A 20,576-nucleotide genomic window follows, 5' to 3' on the forward strand; every position below is an offset into this window, starting at 1 on the left:
GCCGGACACTGTCTGGGCCGCCGCCCCGCTGAGGGTTGTCGTCAACGGCACCGACCCGCGGCAGGACGTCGCCCTGGTGGCCGAGCCGGACACCGGGCGGTCCCGTCCGCCCGCGACCGTGGACGAGTTCTGCCGCGTGCTGGACGCCGAACCGGGGTGGGCCCCGGGTCCGTGCTCGGCCGCCTCACGTCGCGGCCGGCGCTGCCCAAGGCGTGGGCGGCCATCGTGACCGTACGGCCGTAGCGGGGGCTTCCGTCACGGTTCCGGCTCCGGCTGTGAGGCCTCCCCGTCCGGCGATCCCGCCGGGGAACGGACTGCGGTCATGAGGCTCTCCCACGCGCGTTGGACGTCATCTGCCGCAGGATCACCGTCCTCGCCCCCGCCGATCCCGAGGATCACCGGAAGATCGACCCCCGGGACCTCCGCGACCCGTTCGGCCAGCTCGGTGACGGAGGCGGGCCAAGGGACGCCCGGACCGCTCCTGGCGTCCTCCACCGCCGCGGCGATCGATTCGTCCCCCCAGGCCAGCCCGCTGCTGACCCTGATCAGCGCGGCCGCCAGATGGTGGGCCGCCGCCCCGGAGTGCTCGCCCGCGTGTTCGCGCAGCAGGGTGCCCATGTCGTGGTGCGCCACCGCGATGTCCGCGGTCAGCCGGACCTGATAGGCGTAGCGCAGCGCGCTCCGGGCGAGTTCGAGTGCCGCCTCGTGATGACCCCGGCGCCGCTCCACCTGGGCGAAGGCGGTGAAGGTCCAGGCGAGTCCGCCCGGGTACGACTGCCGCTCGTACTCCTGGCGGCAGGTCTGCAGGGCCTCCGCCGACTCGTCGAGCCGGTCCAGCCGCAGCAGCAGTTCGGCGGTGTTGAACAGGGTGTGCGTCTGCTCGATCGACGACGCGCCGCGCCGCTTCTCGGAGGCGGCGATGCGCCGGTTGAGCTCCAGTGCCTCGGTGAAGCGGCCGAGGTCGCGGCTGGACATCCGGGCGATGTCGAGCAGCATCTCCTCGGCCGCCCACGGCTCCACGCCCTCGGTCGCGTCGCTGGTGCGGGGCAGCTCCGCGCTGCGGCCGAGCAGGCGCTGGGCCTCTGCCAGCGCTTCCTCGCTGCGGCCGGTGAACGACAGGAGCTGGACCCGGCTCGCTTCGATGCCCATCAGCGTCCACGGGCCCTGGCCGGACAGCTCCGCGTGGTCGATCGCCTGCCGCGCCCAGCCGAGCGCGGTGGAAAGGCGCCCGGTGTCCCGGTACCGGCTGCGCAGATCGCTGGCGAGATTGGCCGCCCGGTCGTGCTGCCCGATCCGCACCGCCCGCGCGAAGAGCTCCTCCAGCCTGCGCTCGCCGGCCTCCGGGGCGACCTTGATCAGCAGTCTGGCGTGCGTCCGCGCCAGCCGCAGTTCCCGGTCGGACGCGCCGTCCAGGGTGAGCGCCTCTTCCAGGAAGGGCAGCAGCGCCAGCGCCGTGGGGCGGGTGACGTCGCGGGTCAGCACCCGGCTGACCACGTCGGCCAGCCGCTCCCAGTCGCCCAGTCTGAGCAGATACGGACAGGCCGCGCGCCCGGCGCTGAGCACCAGCGCCCCGGTGCTGCGGCTGTCCTCGTCCGCCAGCGCGTCCTCCAGCACATCGCACCAGTGGCCGGCGAGGACACGGTCGACCGCGGAGGTGAGGGGCGCGGCGGCGGCGTTCCGCCCGACCCCGGCCACGCTCGGGTGCAGATCCAGCCGGACCCGTCCGCCGTCCGCCGATGTCCGCGCCACCAGGCCGCTGCGGACGAGCGCCGCGGTGGGGACGGCCGCGCCGGACGGCCGTGCGCCCTCGGCCGCCGGGGTCACCGGGGAGTCCAGCAGGGCCCTCCACACCTTGCCAACCAACTGCTCGGTGCGGTCCGGCTCTTCCAGCAGGCTCAGCAGGTGGAAGAGGAGGCGTTCGTCCCCGGGGAGGTGCCCGGCGATGCCGCGGGTCCAGGAGTCCAGTACCGCCGCGTAGTCCTCGGCCGAGGCGGGCGGTTCGGTGTCCGCCCGGTGGTCCCCGGTGTCGCGCCGGTCGGCGGCCCAGATGTGCCGCGCGGTCTCCAGCAGCGCGTCGAGCCGGGTACGGTCCTCGGCCTGCGCGTCCGCCAGGACGAGGAGCTCCGGGTGCCCCTGGGCCGCCGCCAGGACTTCGCTGACGACCTGGCGGCCGGCCTCGGCGTCCACCCCGGGCGCGGTGCCCTCGATGAGCCTGCCGAGGTGGGGCAGTTCACGGGCCAGCAGCACCGCCTCCCGCAGGCCGAGCGCGTGCACAGGTTCCGCGACGATGTGTTCGCCGATCGCGGCGGGGCGGACCCTGCTGGTGAGCACCACCCGGGAGAAGCCGGTGTGCGCGGTGAGGGCCTCGAAGACCAGGCGCCAGCGGCGGTCCCGCCAGACCCCGTCGGCGGTGAAGAGCGACTCCGCGTTGTCGACGACCAGCAGCACCCGCTCGCGTTCGAAGAACTCCGTCAGCAGCGGCAGCAGCCGGGCCATCGCGTCGTCGTCGGTGAGCGCGGGCGTCATGGAAAGGCCGGCCAGACGTTGTTCGAGTGCGACCGCGAGGTCGGTCAGCGCGCCGCTCACCACATGGGCCGCGATGTCCTCGCGGTGGCCGACGGCGGTCTCGGCCGCGCCGACCTTGACCCACACCAGGGCCCGGAAGCGCCGCTCCTGCGTATAGGCCAGTTCGAGGGCCGCTGTCGTCTTGCCCGATCCGGCCATGCCGTACAGCACGACGCCGGACACCCCGCTGTGCGGGGCGAGGGCGGTGTTGGCGCGGGTCATCAGCGCCACCCGGCCGACGAACCGTTCGGGGGTGCCGGGGAAACCGGCCATCCGCAGCTTCTCCTGGTCGAAGACCAGGGCCCCGCCGCGAGGCGCGGTCAGAGCGATCCCGGCCGCCGACGCGTCGAACAGCGCGGGCGTCCCCGCCGAGAGCGCGGGGAAGGAGGCGGTGGGGACGGCGGGCAGAATCCGGGACAGGGTCAGCCCGAAGGCCGCGGCGGGCGGCTGGCCGAGCGCGAGGAGCAGTTCGTAGAACTGGCGGACGAAGGCGATGGCGAAATCGTCGACCACCGGGAAGCGCATTCCGACGACCGCGCATTCGAGGCTGCCGGCCAGCGCCGAGGCCAGGTCGGACAGCTCCATCCCGCCGCCCCGCGTCCCGGGTCGTGGTTCCGTCCGCACGGCGGGTCCCAGACCGGGGAGTTCGACCGGATCGCGTTCGAGGGCGTCGGCCGAGGAGCAGGACGACGCGGTGATCAGCTTGACATGCCGCCGCAACGGAGCCAGCAGGGCCACCAGTTCGTCGTGCTGGATCGTGTCCGGACTGCCGTCCTCGTTCTCCAGCGTGACCGTCCCCTGGCCCCCGTGGCCGGAGATGTGGATGATGTCCCAGCCCAGTCCCTCCAGGGCGAGGTACTCCAACTGCTCGCGGGTGACGCCGTACTGGAGCACCTGGAGTTCGACGGCCCGGTTGTGCACGGCTCCGATGGTGTGAACCAGCCGGGCCAGTTCATGCCGCTCGCGCCGCAGATTGAGCGCGGTGGTGCTGTCCGGGAGGCTGAAGAGAGCGAGGATGCGGAGCGCGTCGCCCACCGGGTGTTTGGAGGCCCTGCTGCCGCCGCCCACCGCCGCGCGCACCTCGTGGCGGAAGACCACCCGGGCGAGGGCCAGCGCGGCGCCGTTCACCACCGCCGCTTCCAGCGGGCGCAGCGCCATGATCCGGGCGTCCGGCGGCAGGACGACCCGCACCAGACAGCCGCCGGAGGCCTGCGCGTACTCCAGCAGCCGGACGCCGACCCCGGCCAGCACGCGCGATCCGATCCACTCCCCCACCTGCCTGACCAGGCCCGCCTCACCGGCGATCCGGCGCGCCGGATCGACCCGCCAGCCCAGATAGCCGTACAGATCCTCGAAGGCGTCGTACTGCCAGTCCAGTCGGTCCAGCCGGATCCGGGCGTCGGCCTCGAATACGCCGCCGGCCCCGGTCAGCACCCAGCGCCAGGACATGCCCTCGTCGGAAGCCCGGAAATCCGCCAGCTCCAGCGTCAGGTCAGCCGCGCTCTCCGCTACCGCCACGTTTCGCCCCCTCCTCGCGGCGCCGACCCCCGCGAGACCTCCCTTCCGGATCCTAGACTGGCCGGCGGAGCGGGGAGCGGGAACAGCGGCCGACAGCCGTGCGGGCCAGCCGGGTCGGGACGCCCGGCCGACGGGCGTCGGGGCATCGTTGAGGACATGGTGGAACTGGAAGAACTGCGGCGCGCGGCGGGCGGCGCTCTCGGACCGGCGGCCGGCGAGCGGCTGATCGCGGACGCCCTGGCGGGCGCCGGTGTGGCCGCGGCGGCGGGCGTCCTGCCGTCGGAGGACCTCCCCGACCTGCGCGGTCTCCTCGCCCCTCGCACGGGTGCCTACGGCGCCCGGGTGCCCGCGCTGCTGGAGTGGGCGGACCCCACCGCGCTGCTGCGCGGCGACGCCTCGTGGACGGCGCGGCTGGCCTCCTGGTGGAGCGCCGCCGCCGAGGACGGCCCCGGTGCCCGCCTCAGCGTCAAGTCCCCCGATGACGCCGACGACTTGGCCTCCCTGCTGTCCGCTCTGCGTGCGGCCCGGAACATCTCGGCCGTCAGCGCCGCCGCCGCGCCCACCCCCGGCACCTGCCCGCCGTGGACCTGGCCGCTGCGCGTGATCCTGCTGCCGGACGCGAGCGAGCGGGAGCGGACCGCCCTGGCGGAGCGGCTGCGCGGGACTCCCCTGTGGCAGGCGTGCGTCACCGAGATCGCCCCCACCGGGCGCTGGGCCCGGGCTTCGCTGGTGGTGGTCCGGGAGGGGGACGCGGAACCGGCGTCGGCCGTCACGGCGACGGCCACGGTGGTGGCCGCCCTGCGGGGCGCGGCCGGGAGCGCGTACCCGCCCGGCCCCGGTGGACTGCGCCGTATCGCGGCCGGATTCGGTACGACGAACGCCGCCGCGGTGGACCCGGGCGCGGACGAGGCGGAGTGGCTCGTGGCTCTGCTGGCGGCCATGACCGAGGACTTACCGCTCGATACGGCGCTCGACCGGGCCGCGCGGGCCGTGGGCGCGGCGCCCGCGCAACTGCTCGCCGATCCCGGGCTGCTGGACGGGACCCGGGTCCGGGCCGCGGTGGCCCGCGCCGCCATCGGACTCGGCGCGGGCGGCCGGGCGGGTCTGGAGCGGTCGCTGCGCTCCTCGGAGACCCCGCACGGGATGCGTCCTGGCGACCTGTCCGCTCGCCGCTCGGCGCGCATCCTGCGCGAGGTCCACCGGGACCGGCGGTCGCAGCCGTACCGGGTGCTGCGGGCGCGGTTGACGGAGCCCGGGCAGCAGGCGGCGACGACCGCCGCGGTCCTTCCGCACACCCGGTACGAGCTCAGGGCCTGGGTCGGCCGCCCGGGCCGGGCGACCGCGGAACAGGTGCTCCTTCCCGTCGACGCGCTCCCCCGGCGGGGCACCCATCAGGTCCGGATCGTCGCGTCGGAGCTGCACGGTTCGGAGCCGGACGGTCCGGAGCATGGCGGTTCGGAGCCACGCGGTCCTCGGCCGGACGGTTCGGAGCCGCGGCCTCAGACGTCGCCGCGTCCCGTACAGCTGCGGGAGGTCCGTCTGCCGGCCGACGGGCCGTCCGAGGAGGCGGTGTTCGCCGTGACGACCGGCGCGCCGGGCAGCGCGGTCTCGGTGCGCCTCACCCTGCTCCACCGCGGCCGTATCCTGCAGAGCGGTGTGCTGAGCGCGACCGTCGGCTCGACGCGACCGCCCTCGTTCGAGCTGGAGTCCGTGGTCCACGCGGACACCGACGACCTCGAAGCGCGCGTACCCCACGACCTCGCGCTGACCCTTGACCGGGACACCTCCGGGACCCCGGTGGTCACCACCGTCACGGACAGCGTCGCGGTCGAGATCAGGTCCCCGGTGGAACTCGCCCGGACGGTCGCGGAACTGGCCGCGATGCTGTCCTGTCCCGCCAGATCCCCGGATGAGTACGAGGGTTACACCAGCCCGTCGTACGAAGAGCTGCTCATCAGCCTGGCCAAGAGCGGCTCGGCGCTGTTCCGCGGCCTCTTCGGCGAGCGGACCGGGCTGGTCCCGGCCGTCGACGCCGCGGCGCTCCGGGAAGCGCGGCGCGTCTCCGTACTGGCGGCCCGCCCGGAAGAGCTGCTCCCGCTGGAACTCGTCTACGACCGGCCCCTGCGGATCGGCGGGCCGCTGGGTGAAGCGGGCCGGCTCTGCCCCCACGCGCCGTCCCTGCCGGGAGCGGCGCGCTGCGCGACCGACTGCCCGGAGCACGCATCCCCGCATGTCGTCTGTCCCTTCGGCTTCTGGGGCGCGAGCAAGGTCATCGAGCGCCATGTGAGCGCCGACAGATCGGCACGGATGGCAAAGGACTTCGTCCTCGCCGTCGGCCCGGACGTCGAACGGCACACGGTCGGCTTCGGGTCGCTTCTCGCGGCGGCCTGCGACCGCGCCGACCACAACGGGACAAGGGCCTGGACGGCGGCTGTCGCCCGGCTGCGTACCGCGTTCTCCCCGGCCTTCTCCACCGCGTCGACCTGGCGGGAGCTCGCCGGCCAGGCACAGCGGCTCCGCGACGGCAGCGCCCCTCCCGACGGGCTGCTCCTGGTGGTGCACAGCGAGAAGCTCACCGAGGACTTCCACCGCGGCATGGCGCTGAGCATCGGCAGCGACGACCGGCTGTGGATCCGCGACACCCTGGCACCACTGGTCGTGGCGGAAGCCGCGGCGAACCCGCTGGTCCTGCTGATCGGTTGCGGTACGGCGGAGGGCCTGACGCCCCTGCTCGGAGCGCCTTCGCGTTTCCTGGACAGCGGAGCGCCCGGGGTGGTGGCCACCCTCGCCCCGGTGCTGAGCCGGCACATCATCCCGGTCGCGGTGGAACTGGTCAGCGAGATACGGCGGCTCGCGGACGCCCCCGGCACCGGCACCCTGCTGGGAGAGGCCCTCACCAGCGCCCGCGCCGCCGCGCTGCTGAGGGGCGAGGCCTGGGCGCTGGCTCTCGTGGGGTACGGCGACACCGACTGGGAGGTGCGGGCGCGGTGATCCGGGTGGAGGCGCTGCCGGCCGGGAACGGCGACTGCCTGTGGGTCGAGTGGACGCACCGGGGCACGCGCCGGCGGATGCTCATCGACGGCGGCAACGGTTCGCGGACGAAGCTCCCGCCCGGCCTCGCGGAGCGTTTCGCCCGGCAGCCGCTGTCCGAGCGGCGGTTCGACCTCGTGGTGTGCACCCACTTCGACAACGATCACATCGGAGGCCTGCTGCCGCTGTTCGCCGAGCCACCGGAGGGCTTCGCGGCGGACGACGTCTGGTTCAACGGCCGGCGTCATCTGACCGCCCCGGACCTGCTCGGTCCCCGCCAGGGCGACCGCCTGGCGGAGCTGCTGCGTGTCTCCGGGCAGCCGTGGAACGCGGGCACCGGCGGAGCGGCCGTCGCCGTCCCGGACGAGGGGCCGCTGCCGGTCCTCCTGCTGCCGGGCCTCCGGCTCACGCTGCTGTCGCCGACCTGGAGCGGCCTGCGCAGGCTCGGCGCGATATGGGAGGACCCGGACGCCATGCCCGGCGCCGAACCCGATCCGGACACCGGGGACGACGCCTTCGGGGCGGGCGATCTGCTCGGTGACATCGGTCCGGGCGGGGAAGAGGGCCCGGAAGCGGGCTGGGGCGGGGGCTTCGGCGGCCCGGACATTCCCTGGCGTGAACTCGCCGGGGACGCCCACTACTCCCGGGACACCGCGCCGGGCAACGGGTCGAGCATCGCCTTCTGCGCCGAGGACGACGAGGGCGCCCGTGTCCTGTTCGGCGCGGACGCGCAGGCCGAGACGCTCGTCGCGTCGCTCCGCCGCTTGCCGGGCGGGGCGGAGCCGGTCCGGGTGGACCTGTGCAAAGTCCCCCACCACGGCAGCTCCCGCAATCTCAGCCCGGAACTCGTGGACGCCATCGCCTGCCGCCACTGGCTGATTTCGACCGACGGCGGACGCACACTCGGGCGAGGCGCCCACGAGGCCGCGTTCCGTCCCGGGGAAGGTGAACACCCGAGTCTGCGGGCGATGGCGCGGATCATCGTGCGCGGCGGGGCGCGGCCCACCTTGTGGTTCAACCACCGGGTGGTGAGCACCGAGCGCTACGCCGGCGCGCTGCTCGCCCAGGAACTCGGCTTCGGCGCCGAGCTTCCGGCGTCCGGGACGAGCGGCATCACCCTTCTGGTCGGCGACGGCTCCGTCTCACGCGGGATGTGACAGCGGCTCCTGGCCGTCGGGGACGACCGCGGTCTCCAGCAGCCGTTCGGCGTAGGTCCAGGCCGCCTGCTCGACCCACGGCGGACGGACCAGCAGCGTCCAGAACGCCAGCAGGCCCGCGTTCACCGCGAGTGCCGCGAACAGCAGCGCCGCCGAACCGGGCGCCTCCCGGGAGGGGCCGGCGAACGACCACAGCGCGCCGGCCAGCAGACTGGCCGCCACCGTGGCCAGGGCGACCGGCCGCAGGCCCAGCGCGTTGCGCCGGAAGCCGTACTCGCGGTTCTCGATCGCGACCAGTTCCGCGCCCGGCAGCGCCCGGGCCCTGACCCGCAGCACAGCGCCGACCGCTTCGTACACCTCGTCAGCCGCCTCCGGGTCCGCCCGTTCCTCTTCCTCCGAGGGAAGCCGCAGCGAACTCCCGACGATTTCCTGGAGGTTGGTCCGGAGATGGCGCAGCCGGGTCCGGTTCATCGGCCCGCGCCACCGCAGCAACTGGACGCTGGGGGCGCCTCCCCAGGCGCGGAACAGCTCACTTTCCAGCCTCTTGCCCCGGCTGCGCCCCATCTGCTCGGCGAGCCACGGCAGTCCGCTGAGGACGATCAGCACCCACAGATGACGCAGATCCGCCCACGCGGACAGCTCCGCGGCGAACACCAGCAGCACGGGCAGCACCGCGATCAGTACCGGCCTCACCCGCGCGTGCCTGCTGTAACGATCGAACAGGCCGATCCCCAGTCCCCCTGCCATGAGCCCCCCAGCTCCGAAACCTCCGCGAACAGCTCTCAGCAGGTCCATCCCCCGAGTTCGGGGCCGCTATGCCGCTCCGCTCCCGGCAGCGCGGGCGCAAGCCGGCCGGCAACTCCCCTTCCCCGGCGGGCCGCTCCCACGCGGCCGGCCGCCCCATCACGCCCGCCCCGATCCCCCGCGCGGTGCCGGTCACCAGTACCCTCTTGATCCTCACGGCTCCTCCTCTCCGGCCCCTGGGTGTTTCCCGGGCCCTGCCCGCGTCTTCGACGCTCAGCCCTCTCTCGGGGGGAAGGTCGAACGGACGCCGTGAGGCCCCGGCAGATCGGCCCGGCTGCCGGCGGAATCCGATACGAAACCGGGCGTCGAGGGGCTACGAACACGGCTCCTCCACAAGGACAGCACGAGGGCGGGATCAGGTGGACGACCACAACGGCACGGGCACACCCGGCGAGGACAACGGAAAACCCGCGAAGGCGCAGCCGGCCGGGCAGCGGCGCCCCGGCCCGAAGCCGGCGGCCAAGGCGCGGAAGCCCGCGGCCCGGCCCCGCCAGCCCACGCAGGCTCCTGCGGAGAGCACCCGTCCGGCACAGGGGGCGCCCTCGGGCAAGTCCGCGGGCGCGGAACCGGGCGCCGAGGCCGCCGCCTCGACGGAGGGGCAGACGTCGGCTGCCGGTCCCGAGACGGCGGCCCGGGAAACGGCGGGGTCCGCTGACGGGCAGCCGGCGGCAGGGAACATACCCGCGGCGGATCCGAAGGCGGCCCAGGGCAAGCCGGGTGCGGGGGCGCCGAAGGGTGCGGCCCGCGCCGCGAATGCGGCTCCGGCCGCCGCAGCACCCGACCAGCCGGCGGCCCCAAGCGGCCAGGCCGCATCCCCGGCCGGAACGCAGGCAGCGCCCAACAAGCCCAGGACGGAAGCACCGAAGGGTGCGGCCGCCCAGACGGCCCCGGTCGCGGGAGCACCCGCGACCGCCGCACCCAGTGCCGAGCCGGCCTCAGACAGCCCGGCCGGAACGCAGACGCCGCAGGCCCAGCCCGGGTCGCGGGCGCCGAAGGGTGCGGCCCCCGCCGCGAATGCGGCTCCGGCCGCCGCAGCACCCGACCAGCCGGCGGCCCCAAGCGGCCAGGCCGCATCCCCGGCCGGAACGCAGGCAGCGCCCAACAAGCCCAGGACGGAAGCACCGAAGGGTGCGGCCGCCCAGACGGCCCCGGTCGCGGGAGCACCCGCGACCGCCGCACCCAGTGCCGAGCCGGCCTCAGACAGCCAGGCCGGAACGCAGACGCCGCAGGCCCAGCCCGGGTCGCGGGCGCCAAAGGGTGCGGCCCCCGCCGCGAATGCGGCTCCGGCCGCCGCGCCTGCCGGAGAAGCGGGACAGCCGGCGGCAGCAGCCGCGCCGGTAACGCGGGCCAAGCCTGCGGTGAAGGGGCGGAAGACCTCCGCGGCCGCAAGTACGAAGGCGGTGCCGGCGACGCGCGCCAAGCCGACCGTGCAGGGCCAGAAGCCGCAGAAAGCCGCCGCGCCGGGCCAGAAGGCCGCCCCGGCGAAGGCGGTGAAGGCGGCGAAGACCGCTGCCGCGCCGAAGGTGACGCAGCCCCAGGAGCCCGCGGCCCCCGCCGTAGCCGCCGACCAGCCGGTTGCCCCGGAGGGCGGCCCCTGGCGGGTGCCCGGCTATCTGCACGAGCCGGACCTCGGCGCCAGCGCCTCCGACCGGGCGGTGCGGGCGCTGCACGAAGGCAGTGGCACCCCGGTCGCGATCACCTACCTGTCGCCGGCGCTGACCGGAGACCTCGCCTTCCGTGAGGCGTTCCGCGGCGAGGCCGGGCTGCTCGGCGGCCTCGACTCGCCGTACGTGGCACGGCTCCACGCCTACGTCGAGGACGGCCCCCACGCCGCGATCGTGGCGGAGCAGCTCGACGGCGTCGCCCTGAGCGCCCTGCTCCGGGAGAAGGGCGCCACCACCCCCGAATCGGCCCTCGCCGTCCTCAAGGGTTCCCTGCTCGGGCTCGCCGCGGTCCACGAGGCCGGCATCCTCCACCGGGCCTACGAGCCCGCGAACGTACTGGTCACCGCCAAGGGTGCCACCAAGCTCGTCGGCTTCGGCCTGGCGGCCCGGGGCGACGGGAGCGGTACGCCGGCGGGGAGCCCCGCCTACACAGCCCCGGAGCAGCTGGCGGGCGGACCGGTCACCGCGGGTTCCGACCTCTACGCGGCGGCGGCCACCTTCTACGAATGCCTCACCGGCACGCCGCCGTACGCGGGCAGCGCCGCGGCGGAACCCACCGTCGAGCACGCCGAGGCGCCGGTACCGGACGGACAGGTCCCGGAGCCCGTACAGCCCCTCGTAGCACGCGGCTTGGCCGAGGAACCGGCCGGACGGCCGCAGACGGCCGCCGACTTCGCCGCCGAGGTGGAGGCGGTCGCCGTCGCGGCCTACGGCGAGGACTGGGAAGAGCGCGGGCAGCGTGAACTCGCCGCGTCGGTCGCCCCGTTGCTGCTGCCGCCGCCGGACGGCGGCGAGGTGGCCGCGATCCCGCAGGCCGCCTTCGCGGCGAGCGCCGCGCTTCCGCCCGGCGGGGGCACGGGCATCCCCGCCGGTCACGGACCCACGGGTGGCCCCGAGGGCCGCGAACGCCGGTTCGGACGGCGCGCGAAGATCCTCGCCGTCGCCGTGGCAGTCGTGATCGTCGCGGGCGCCGTGACCGTCACCGCCGTGGCGACCGGCAACAAGAGCGACGCCGACGCGACACCGACCCCGACCCCGTCGGCTGTCACCTCACTGACCTCGGCTCCTGCCGCCCCGGCTCCCACGACCACCTCACCCTCGGCCGCGCCCACCACGGCCTCCCCGACGGCCAGCCCTTCGGCGTCGCCCACGGCCACCACCCCGCCGCCCACCCGGAGCACGCCGACCCCGTCGGTCACCCCCGCGGCGGACGTATCGGCCACGGCCACGAGCAGCCCGACCACGACCCCGACCGCCGTACCGACCACCCCGTCGGCCGATCCCACGAAGACCACCGGTTCGGCGACCGGCCCGCATGTCTCCTCCGTCGCCGTGACCGGCATCAGCTGCTCCACCGGCAGCCACACCGCGACCGCCACGGTCGTCGTGAGCTACGACGGAAGTGCGGCAGGCACGCTGGATCTCACCTGGTGGCACAGCAGCAAGGCCGGCCCGCAGGGCTCGGTCACCATGTCATCCCAGACCGCGCGCTTCCCCAAGGGCGCGACGAGCTACACCTACACCGACAAACTCACCTTCACCCCCGACCCGAAGCACCCGTACATCGGCCTCACCGCCTCCACCGACCCGGCCGCGGCCTCCGGCAACGGCTCGTACGGCGTCGGCTGCCACTGAGCCCCACCCGCGCGCGGACTGGTTGCGGACCACCGAAAGCCCCCGCAACCAGTCCGCCGCCACTCTCCGACGACCCCGCCCGCACGGCCGGCTCGGTGTGCGGCGGGCCGCCCGGGGCGCCCAGGCTCAGGAGCCTGGGCGCCCTGTCGTCTCGGCCTGCTCGGCGGCCGTCACCCGGTCCGCCGGGCCGGGCAACTGGTAGCCGTCGGCCTGGAGTCGGAAGAGTTCCGCGTAGCGCCCGCCGAGGGCCATCAGCGTGGCGTGACTGCCCTCCTCCACAATGGCGCCGCCCTCCAGGACCACGATCCGGTCGGCGTCCCGGACGGTGTTGAGCCGGTGCGAGATCAGCAGGCTGCTCCGGCCCCGCCGGTGCTCCCGCAGACCGCGGTGGATCTCCCGCTCGGCCACCGGGTCCAGGCCGGAGGAGGGTTCGTCGAGGATCAGCAGGTCGGCGTCGTCGCGCAGGAGGGCGCGGGCCAGCGCCACCCGCTGCCACTGCCCGCCCGACAGCAGCACCCCGGCCCCACCCGGTGGCGCGGTGCCCGATCCCGCCGACCCCGACCCCGCCGACCCCGACCCCGCCGCGTCCGGCCCAACGGCCTCCGCCCCAGGGGCGGCCGAGCTGCCCGCGTCCGGCCCTGCCCCCGTGCCCGGCGGGCTCCCCTCCCCGCTCCGCCGCCGCTTCCCCGCACCGCGCCGGGTCGCCGTACCCCGGTCGGGTCGGTACATCCGGCTCAGATAGGTGGCGTATCCGTCGGGCAGGGAGCCGAGCCGGGCGTCGATCCCGGCCCGGGCGGCGGCCTCCCGCAGCCGGGGCAGGTCGTCGAGCGCGGTGAGGTCGCCGACCGCGACATTGTCCGCGGCGGACATGTCGTACGTCATGAAGTCCTGGAAGACGGCGCCGATCCGGCGCCGCACCGAGGGGAGGTCCAGCGCCCGCAGGTCCGCGCCGTTCCAGGAGACGCCGCCGCGGGTCGGACCGTAGAGCCCGAGGATCAGTTTGACCAGCGTGGACTTGCCCGCTCCGTTGAGTCCCACCAGCGCCACGGCCTCGCCGGGGCGGATCGCGAGGTCCACCCCGCGCAGCACCCAGTCGTGGTCCGGGTGGTAGCGGAACCAGACGTCGCACAGCTCGATGCCCCCGGTGAGCGGTCCCGCTTCGGGAGCGGGGCCGCCCGTCCGCTCGGGCGGGCGGACGAGGTCGGTGTAGTGGCGGAACAGCAGCAGCGTCTGACCGGCCGTCCCGAGCAGGCCCACCAGCGAGGTGATGGTGAGCTGGACGGTGGCCAGCGCGGTGGTCACCACCGCCAGGTCGCCGACGCTGCCGCGGCCGGCGCCGATCATGTGCACGGCGCCGACCAGGGCGGCCCCGGAGAGCGCGGCGGACAGCAGCGAAAGGGCGCCGTCGACGCGCAGCACCGTCCGGTCCACAGCGCGGTCGCCGTCCTGGGCCCGGCGCAGGTCCCGCAGCATCCGGTCGCGGAAGAACCCGCCCAGTCCGTAGAGGCGGATCTCCTTGGCCGCGCGGACATCGGTCAGCAGCGTCACGTAGAAGATCTGCCGCCTCATCAGGGGCGAGGTCAGCTCGGCCATCTCACCGCGCCGGCGGCTCAGCTTCAGCTGCGCGTACACCGCCGGCAGCCCGGCCGACAGCACGAGTGCGGCCACCAGCGGCGAGAACCCGTAGAGCGCGACGACGAAGCCGCCGACGGTCAGCACGCTCTGCAGTACGGAGAGCACGGTGCCGGCGAGCAGCTGCGGGCCGCTCTGACTGGCCTGCTGGGCGAGCCGGAGCCGGTCCTGGTAGCCGGGGTCCTCCAGGTCGGCGAGTCCCTGCTGGCTGCTGACGGCGCTGAACAGCTCGGCCTGGGTGTGCAGGGCGATCCGGCGGTCGGCCTCGCGTTCGCCGTACCGGGAGACCTCCTGGCTGACGGCGAGGACACCGCCGGTCACCGCGAGCACGCCGACCGCGAGCCAGAGCGGAGGCCCTGTGTGCCGACTGAGCCGGTCCAGCAGCGACTTGGCGGCCCAGGCGGTGACCGGTGGGGCCGCGCCCGACAGCACGGTGCCGGCCAGCCGGATCAGGGCGGGTACGGGCGCGGCCCGCACATACAGCAGGCACGCCCGGCCGAGCAGGCCCAGCGCGGACGGGCCGGCCGGCCTGCCTGGGCGGCCGGCCGGTGCCGCGGGGAGGGTCCGGCTGCGCACGCGCGGCTCAGCCGGCCGGGACCGGCAGCGGCAGGGCGGCCGTCGTGGGTCCGCTGCCGAGCACGGTGCCGTCCGGTCCCACCAGGAAGTACGCCGGGGTGAACTCGGTCGCGAAGCGCGCGGCCAGCTCGGCCGACGCCTCCCCGACCAGCAGGGTGCCCGCGCCGCCGAGGAGTCGGCGCAGACCGTTGCGGTCGGGCCCAGTGTCGACGAGCGCGGTGAGCAGCCGGACGCCGGCCGCTCCCAGTTCCGCGCCGCGGCCCACCAACTCGGGCGCGTGGATGGAGCACTCCGGGCAGTCGGTGGCGAAGAAGGCGACCAGCGTGTGGTGTCCGAGCAGCGACGCGCGTGTCACCGGCTCGCCGCGTTCGTCCCGCAGGGCCAGTTGGGGTACCGCCGAACCGGGCGCGAGACCGGCCACCGGTGGGCGGCTTCCGGTGGCGGGCACGGTCCGCAGCCGGCGGATCACGGCCGCGGTCACCGCGAGGTTGAGCACGCAGAGGATGCCGAGTACGACGACGGCGGCCGTCAACACAGCCATGGCGGGGCCTCCTTGGAAGGTGGGTGATGCGGGACCGGAGCCGGGCGGCGCTCTCCGGTCCTCCGGTCCGGTCCTCGGGGCGTTCGGCGGGTGCGGGCAGCGGTGGGTCATCGGGGGTCCGTCACCGGGGATGCGTCATCGGGGCGCGGCCAGCAGATCCGTCAGGTCCTCCCAGAGGGAGACGATCCACGCGGCCGCGCCGGCTCCCAGCAGGCCGACCAGCAGCGCGGGCAGGCCGACCGGCCCGGCGCCGGAGTCGCCCCGCGAGCCGAGCAGGCCGAGGACGGCGACCGCGACGAGCAGCGTGTTGCGCGCCAACTGGGCCCGGCTGACCGGGCGGTGGGAGACGCCGAAGCAGTTGCAGGAGACGGCGGCGCCGCGACGGAGGGCCGCGGCCAGTGCCGCACCGAAGGCCGCCAGCACGACGACGGCGCCGGCGAGCGCCGGATCCGCCGAGGCCGGCACGAGCAGGCCGGCGGCCAGGGCGACTTCAACGGCCGGCACGGCGCCGGGCAGCGCCCGGCCGGCAAGGGTACCGGTCGCCCGCCGGACCAGCCGGCCGCCGAGTGCGCCGAACGCGGCGCGGAATCCCGCCCGGGCCGGGGCGGACCGGACTTTGACGACGGCCGACAGCGTGAACACCATGGCCAGGATCAGCCGGGATTCCACTTGCGCCCAATGCGATATCGGAATCATGCATTCCTCCCCCGTCTCCTGCGGGATACTGTCGGGCAGTGCGTGGGGGGCGAATTCCGGTCGCCCCCCACGCGCCTCAGGAATGAACCGGCGGGATTACGAACAGGCGGCGGGGGAAGTGACGTCCCCGATCTGGATCTTGCACTGCTTGAGGCCGCTGCACGTGTTCACGCGCTGGTAGAAGACCTCGGTGGCGGTCGTCCATACGACGACATAAGGCCCCCAACCGCAGGCCGACGCCTTCTCCTGGGGCAGGACGGCGCGCAGGATGCGGTCGCCGACTCGCTCGAACATGGGACGCATGGTGACTCCTTCGGTCCTTCTGACGGGTCGCCGGGCTTCGTCGAGGATTCGGACCTCGTCCCTGGCGGCACAAGACTGCAAGCAAGTGTCGGAAAAATTCAAGCCACCAAACTAAAAATTTCTTTTCCATGGCGTGCAGTTTCGGCTCGATCTGCCGAAGCCAGGACATTTCCCCGGCCGGGCGCGGAAGATCGCCGCGCAAGCCCATTGACTCTCCTGAACCGGGGATGTGAGGATCACGACTGGTTTCGCGCAATCTCTTGCGTGCTGATGGTGATTGCTGACATCGCTGGTCGTACGGTGATGCGGCCGATGGGGGGATCCGCGCCGTGTGGCACACCGTGCTGGCCCAGTTGAGGTTCCGGCCGAGAAGGGCGGTGGCCCTGCTCGCGGCGCTGGTGGTGGCGGTCACCTCCTTCGCGGTGCTGACCGAGACGGCACGCGCCCAGCGGCTGGAGGTCAACGGCACCGTGACGGCCAACGCCCGTGGCGCGTACGACCTGTTGGTCCGGCCGGCCGGCGCGCGGTCGGCCCTGGAGACCCGGCAGAACCTGGTGTCGTCCACAGCGCTCAGCGGCCTGTCCGGTGGCATCAGCCGCGCGCAGTGGCAGCGGATCCTCTCCGTGCCGGGGGTGTACGCCGCGGCTCCGGTCGCCGTCGTCGGCTACAGCCTGCCGACCGTCACCCTGCCGGTGGACCTGTCGGCGTATGTCCGGCCCGGCGCCGGTTCCCAAGTGTGGCGGCTGGACGCGCGGTTGGTCTCGGAAGGCGGCCTGACCCAGGTCCCGGCCGGCAGCTCCTACGTCTATGTGACCGACCGCTCGATCCGGCACCCCCCGTCGGCCCTCGTACCGGGCACGCTCGGCGCGGAGATCGACCAGATCGCCCCGGACGGCAGCGCGCACCCGATCTGCGACCCCAAGGGAGTGTTCGACACCGCCACCAACCGCAGCGACGCGGTTGCCCTGGCCTGCGGCTCGACCGGGCCGCACAACAACGTCAACCAGCCCGGCGGCGCGAGTCCTTCCGCGACCGGGACCGACAACGAACCGGCCGGCACGGGCTTTGTGAACTGGACCTTCCCCTATCTGGTGGAGGCGGTCGACCCGGTCCAGGAGGCCCGCCTCGACGGCCTGGACAAGGCGGTGACCAGCGGCGGCTACTTCTCACCGGCCCAGCGGCCGGTGACCGCGGGGCAGCGCACCGCCATCCCGGTGCTGCTGGCCGACCGTGCGTCGACCGACGAGCGGCTCGATGTCGCCGTCGCCGAACTCCCGCCCGCCGCCGCGCGGTCGGTCTCGGCCGGCCGGACCGCCGGCCAGCTCGCCCAGTCCCTGCCCGGCACCGCGGGGCGGCCCACCACCCGGGTCAGCTTCACCGCGCAGCAGGCGTACGACGTACTGGTCCGCGGCCTCGGCCAGCAGGCGGCCCCGCCCCCTGGATCGGCCTACGCCAACGACAACTTGAGCCAGTACCTCAGCGCGCTGCCCGTCCGCTACACCGGAACGGGCGCCGCTCTCACCGCCCGTCCGGTCACCGAGCCGCCGCTGCCCAGCCCGGACCTGGGCGCGGGCCAGCTGCGGGACGGCTCCGACCTGGCCGACACCTCCGTACGGCCGCTCACCCAGCACCGGTCCCTGACCTACAGCGGCACCGGCACCGCACCCATGCCGGTCCTCGACCCTGTCGGCCGGTTCGACGCCGGCAAGCTGTCCGGCACCCGGGCCGGGCTGGGCGCGGTCCCCATGGAGACCTACTTCGCGCCGCAGGCCGGGGGCGCCGACGCCGCCTCGGTGTCCGCCCTGAAGGGCCGGCCGCTGCTGCCCAACGGCAATGTGGCGGGGCTGCTGTCGGTACCGCCGTCCATGATCACGACCCTCGACTCGCTCCCGGTCTTCTCGGATCCCGGCCAGTTCACCGGCGTCACCCCGCAGTTGGGGGTGGACACCGCCGACCCCATCAGCGTGGTGCGGGTCCGGCTGACCGGCGCGCTCGGCACCGACCCGCTGTCCCGGGAGCGGGTACGGCTGGTGGCCCAGCGGATCCACGACAGCACCGGTCTCGACGTCGATGTGACGATGGGTTCCTCGTCCACCCCGGTCCAAGTGGTCGACCCGGCCGGGAAGTTCGGCCGCCCCCGGCTGACGCTCAGTGAGATGTGGTCCCGCAAGGGCGTGGCCACCACCATCGCCGACGCGGTCGACCGCAAGTCGCTGGTGCTGTTCCTGCTGGTCCTCGGCGTCTGCGCGCTCTTCGTGACCGGGGCGACCTCGGCGGCGGTGCGGACCCGGCGCACCGAACTCGGCGTGCTCGCCTGCCTCGGCTGGCCCGCCCGCCGCCTGTTCGGGCTGATCCTGGCCGAAGTGGTGACCCTGGGTACGGTGGCCGGGCTGATCGGGGCGGCGCTGTCGCTGCCCGCCGGGCGGCTGGCCGGGGTCGACGTCGGCTGGCAGCGGGCCCTGCTCGCCGTACCGGCGGCGGTGCTGCTGGCCGCGCTGGCCGCGCTGTGGCCGGCCTGGCGCTCGGCCCGCTCCCACCCCGGCGAGGCGGTCCGGCCGGCCGTCAGCGCCACCGCGCGCCGCGCCACCATCACCGGGATATCCAGCCTGGCCTGGGCCAATCTCCGCCGGGTGCCCGGCCGCACCGCCCTGGGCGCCGTCGCGCTGGCCGGCGGGGTGGCCGCCCTGGTCGCGCTGATCGGCATCAGCACCGCCTTCCACGGGGCAGTGGCCGGCACCCTGCTCGGCGACGCGGTGACGGTGCAGGTGCGCGGCAGCGACTACGCCGCCGCCGCGATCGCCGGCCTGCTCGGCGCGGCCACCATCGCCGACGTCCTCTACACCAACATCCGTGACCGCGCCGCCGAGTACGCGCTGCTGCGGGCGACCGGCTGGCCCGACCGGTCGCTGACCCGGCTGGTGCTCACCGAGGCGGCGCTGACGGCCGCCGCCGGGGCGGTGCTCGGCGCCGGCCTGGCGCTGGCCGGCGACGCCGTCTTCACCGGCCGCCTCACCGCCACCCTCGGCTGGACCGCCGCGCTGGCGGTGATCGCCGCCACTCTCGTATCGGTCGGCTGCGCGGCGCTGCCCGCCCGAGCCCTTCGCCGCGACTCCACCGCGCAGATCCTGGCCGAAGAAGCCTGACCCGTCGACCCCGAGGAAACAGATATGACCGCATCGGCTCCCGCGACCGAGGGGACGGCGACGACTCCGGGCGCGGCACTGACCGCGCGTGAGGTGACCAAGGTGTTCGCGGCCGGCTCCGGCTCCCCCGTCACCGCCGTCGACCGCGTGTCCCTGTCCGTCGCGGCGGGCGGCACCGTGGCGCTGGTGGGACCCAGCGGTTCCGGCAAGTCCACGCTGCTGCACCTGCTCGGCGCGATCGAACGCGCCGACGGCGGCAGCATCACCGTCGCGGACACCGAGATCACCGCGGCCGACCGCGCCGCCCTCACCCGCTACCGCGCGGGCATCGGCTTCGTCTTCCAGCGCTTCCACCTGCTGCCCGCCCTGACCGCCCGGGACAACGTCATCGCCCCCGTGCTGCCCTACCGCAAGCGCTCCAACGCGCTGGGCCGGGCCGGGGAACTGCTGGCCGCCGTGGGCTTGGAGGGCAGGGAACACCGCTTGCCCTCCCAGCTGTCCGGCGGTCAGCAGCAGCGGGTGGCCATCGCCCGCGCGCTCGTCAACCGCCCCGCCCTGCTGCTCGCCGACGAACCCACCGGCAACCTCGACTCCGCCACCGGCAAGGAGATCATCGACCTGCTGCTGCGCCTCAACGCCGAGCACGGCATGACGCTGATCCTGGCCACGCACGACAGGGAGATCGCCGCCCGCTGCGATCGTGTCGTCAGCATGCGGGACGGCGGGATCGTGGACGACCGGCGCAACTCCGCCGTCCCGGAGCGGCCGTGACCGGGGCCTCCCGGGCCGCCACCGCCCCGGCGGCGGCCCTGGGCTGCGCGCTCGCGCTGACCCTGGCCGCGCGGGCCCTGCTGCTCCTCGTCACCGTCGAGGGCGCCTCGATGGAACCCACCCACCACGAGGGGGACCGCCTGCTGATGCTGCGCCGCCCCGTCGCCCGCCTGCGCCGCGGCCGCGTCGTCGTCGTGCGCGGCCCCTTCACCCCACCCGGCCGACCGGCCGGAGGCGGCGCCCGCTACGCCGTCAAACGCCTGGCCGCCCTCCCGCACCAGCCGGTCCCGGCGGGAACGGCGGCGTCCCACGGCATCGTCCCGCCGGGCCGGGTCGCGGTACTGGGCGACAACCCGGACCACAGCACCGACTCCCGCGAATGGGGCCTGATATCCGAGCGGCGGATCATCGGTGTGGTGCTCGGCCGGATCTCCACGGCCCGCTGAACGGCACCCCAGGTGCGGTAAGCGCCGAGCCGCCGCCCCCGACGCGAAGAGCCGCCGGCAGGCGAACCCCTGACCGGGATCGCCTGCCGGCGGCG

At 74.7% G+C, this 20,576-nt stretch carries 12 protein-coding genes; 6 read left to right on the forward strand and 6 right to left on the reverse strand.

Annotated elements, in window-relative coordinates:
• Positions 1-255: 255 nt before the first annotated feature.
• A complete protein-coding gene (locus ACFO3J_RS26670) occupies positions 256-4,083 on the reverse strand; it encodes a CHAT domain-containing protein (RefSeq protein WP_386434234.1) in 3,828 nt (1,275 codons plus the stop codon).
• Positions 4,084-4,239: 156 nt separating this feature from the next.
• Between ACFO3J_RS26670 and ACFO3J_RS26675 the strand changes: the two genes are divergently transcribed.
• A complete protein-coding gene (locus ACFO3J_RS26675) occupies positions 4,240-7,074 on the forward strand; it encodes a hypothetical protein (protein ID WP_386434237.1) in 2,835 nt (944 codons plus the stop codon).
• On the forward strand, positions 7,071-8,270 hold the full coding sequence (locus ACFO3J_RS26680; RefSeq protein ID WP_386434240.1) for an MBL fold metallo-hydrolase: 1,200 nt from the start codon (positions 7,071-7,073) through the stop codon (positions 8,268-8,270). Before ACFO3J_RS26675 ends, ACFO3J_RS26680 begins: the two co-directional genes overlap by 4 nt.
• Here the strand turns inward: ACFO3J_RS26680 and ACFO3J_RS26685 are convergent.
• The gene (locus tag ACFO3J_RS26685) at positions 8,256-9,017 is read right to left on the reverse strand and encodes a hypothetical protein (RefSeq protein ID WP_386434243.1); all 762 of its coding nucleotides are present in this window, start codon (positions 9,015-9,017) and stop codon (positions 8,256-8,258) included. The genes ACFO3J_RS26680 and ACFO3J_RS26685 overlap by 15 nt on opposite strands.
• Before the next feature lie 1,457 nt (positions 9,018-10,474).
• On the opposite strand from ACFO3J_RS26685, the gene ACFO3J_RS26690 reads away from it, so the two are divergent.
• Positions 10,475-12,373 carry a protein kinase domain-containing protein gene (locus ACFO3J_RS26690; RefSeq protein WP_386434246.1) on the forward strand — a complete coding sequence of 633 codons (1,899 nt, stop codon included), beginning with the start codon at positions 10,475-10,477 and terminating at the stop codon, positions 12,371-12,373.
• A gap of 126 nt (positions 12,374-12,499) precedes the next feature.
• Here ACFO3J_RS26690 and ACFO3J_RS26695 read toward each other — a convergent pair whose 3' ends face one another.
• From ACFO3J_RS26695 to ACFO3J_RS26710, 4 genes are all read right to left on the reverse strand, one after another.
• A complete protein-coding gene (locus tag ACFO3J_RS26695; RefSeq protein ID WP_386434249.1) occupies positions 12,500-14,581 on the reverse strand; it encodes an ABC transporter ATP-binding protein in 2,082 nt (693 codons plus the stop codon).
• A gap of 7 nt (positions 14,582-14,588) precedes the next feature.
• Positions 14,589-15,122: a TlpA family protein disulfide reductase gene (locus ACFO3J_RS26700; RefSeq protein ID WP_386434252.1), complete on the reverse strand. Its 534-nt coding sequence runs from the start codon at positions 15,120-15,122 to the stop codon at positions 14,589-14,591.
• Between the two features lie 135 nt (positions 15,123-15,257).
• A complete protein-coding gene (locus ACFO3J_RS26705; RefSeq protein ID WP_386434255.1) occupies positions 15,258-15,818 on the reverse strand; it encodes a MauE/DoxX family redox-associated membrane protein in 561 nt (186 codons plus the stop codon).
• Between the two features lie 96 nt (positions 15,819-15,914).
• Positions 15,915-16,112, reverse strand: a complete 198-nt coding sequence (locus ACFO3J_RS26710) for a hypothetical protein (protein ID WP_386434257.1) — start codon at positions 16,110-16,112, stop codon at positions 15,915-15,917.
• A gap of 338 nt (positions 16,113-16,450) precedes the next feature.
• Here ACFO3J_RS26710 and ACFO3J_RS26715 point away from each other — a divergent pair, with 338 nt between their 5' ends.
• The 3 genes from ACFO3J_RS26715 to ACFO3J_RS26725 are packed head-to-tail and all read left to right on the forward strand — an operon-like array spanning position 16,451 to position 20,481.
• Positions 16,451-19,264, forward strand: a complete 2,814-nt coding sequence (locus ACFO3J_RS26715; protein WP_386434260.1) for an FtsX-like permease family protein — start codon at positions 16,451-16,453, stop codon at positions 19,262-19,264.
• A gap of 24 nt (positions 19,265-19,288) precedes the next feature.
• Entirely contained in the window at positions 19,289-20,035 is a 747-nt protein-coding gene (locus ACFO3J_RS26720; protein WP_386434263.1) for an ABC transporter ATP-binding protein, read from the forward strand.
• A complete protein-coding gene (locus tag ACFO3J_RS26725; RefSeq protein ID WP_386434266.1) occupies positions 20,032-20,481 on the forward strand; it encodes a S26 family signal peptidase in 450 nt (149 codons plus the stop codon). The genes ACFO3J_RS26720 and ACFO3J_RS26725 overlap by 4 nt, the downstream gene beginning before the upstream one ends.
• Positions 20,482-20,576: the final 95 nt, after the last annotated feature.

This window comes from Streptomyces polygonati, assembly GCF_042650325.1.
GTDB lineage: Bacteria > Actinomycetota > Actinomycetes > Streptomycetales > Streptomycetaceae > Actinacidiphila > Actinacidiphila polygonati.

Excerpts from the sequence above, each read along its gene's own strand:
- ACFO3J_RS26720 (WP_386434263.1), top strand. The coding sequence starts at position 19,289 with ATGACCGCATCGGCTCCCGCGACCGAGGGGACGGCGACGACTCCGGGC.
- ACFO3J_RS26705 (WP_386434255.1), bottom strand. The coding sequence starts at position 15,818 with ATGATTCCGATATCGCATTGGGCGCAAGTGGAATCCCGGCTGATCCTG.
- ACFO3J_RS26685 (WP_386434243.1), bottom strand. The coding sequence starts at position 9,017 with ATGGCAGGGGGACTGGGGATCGGCCTGTTCGATCGTTACAGCAGGCAC.
- ACFO3J_RS26675 (WP_386434237.1), top strand. The coding sequence starts at position 4,240 with ATGGTGGAACTGGAAGAACTGCGGCGCGCGGCGGGCGGCGCTCTCGGA.
- ACFO3J_RS26710 (WP_386434257.1), bottom strand. The coding sequence starts at position 16,112 with ATGTTCGAGCGAGTCGGCGACCGCATCCTGCGCGCCGTCCTGCCCCAG.
- ACFO3J_RS26700 (WP_386434252.1), bottom strand. The coding sequence starts at position 15,122 with ATGGCTGTGTTGACGGCCGCCGTCGTCGTACTCGGCATCCTCTGCGTG.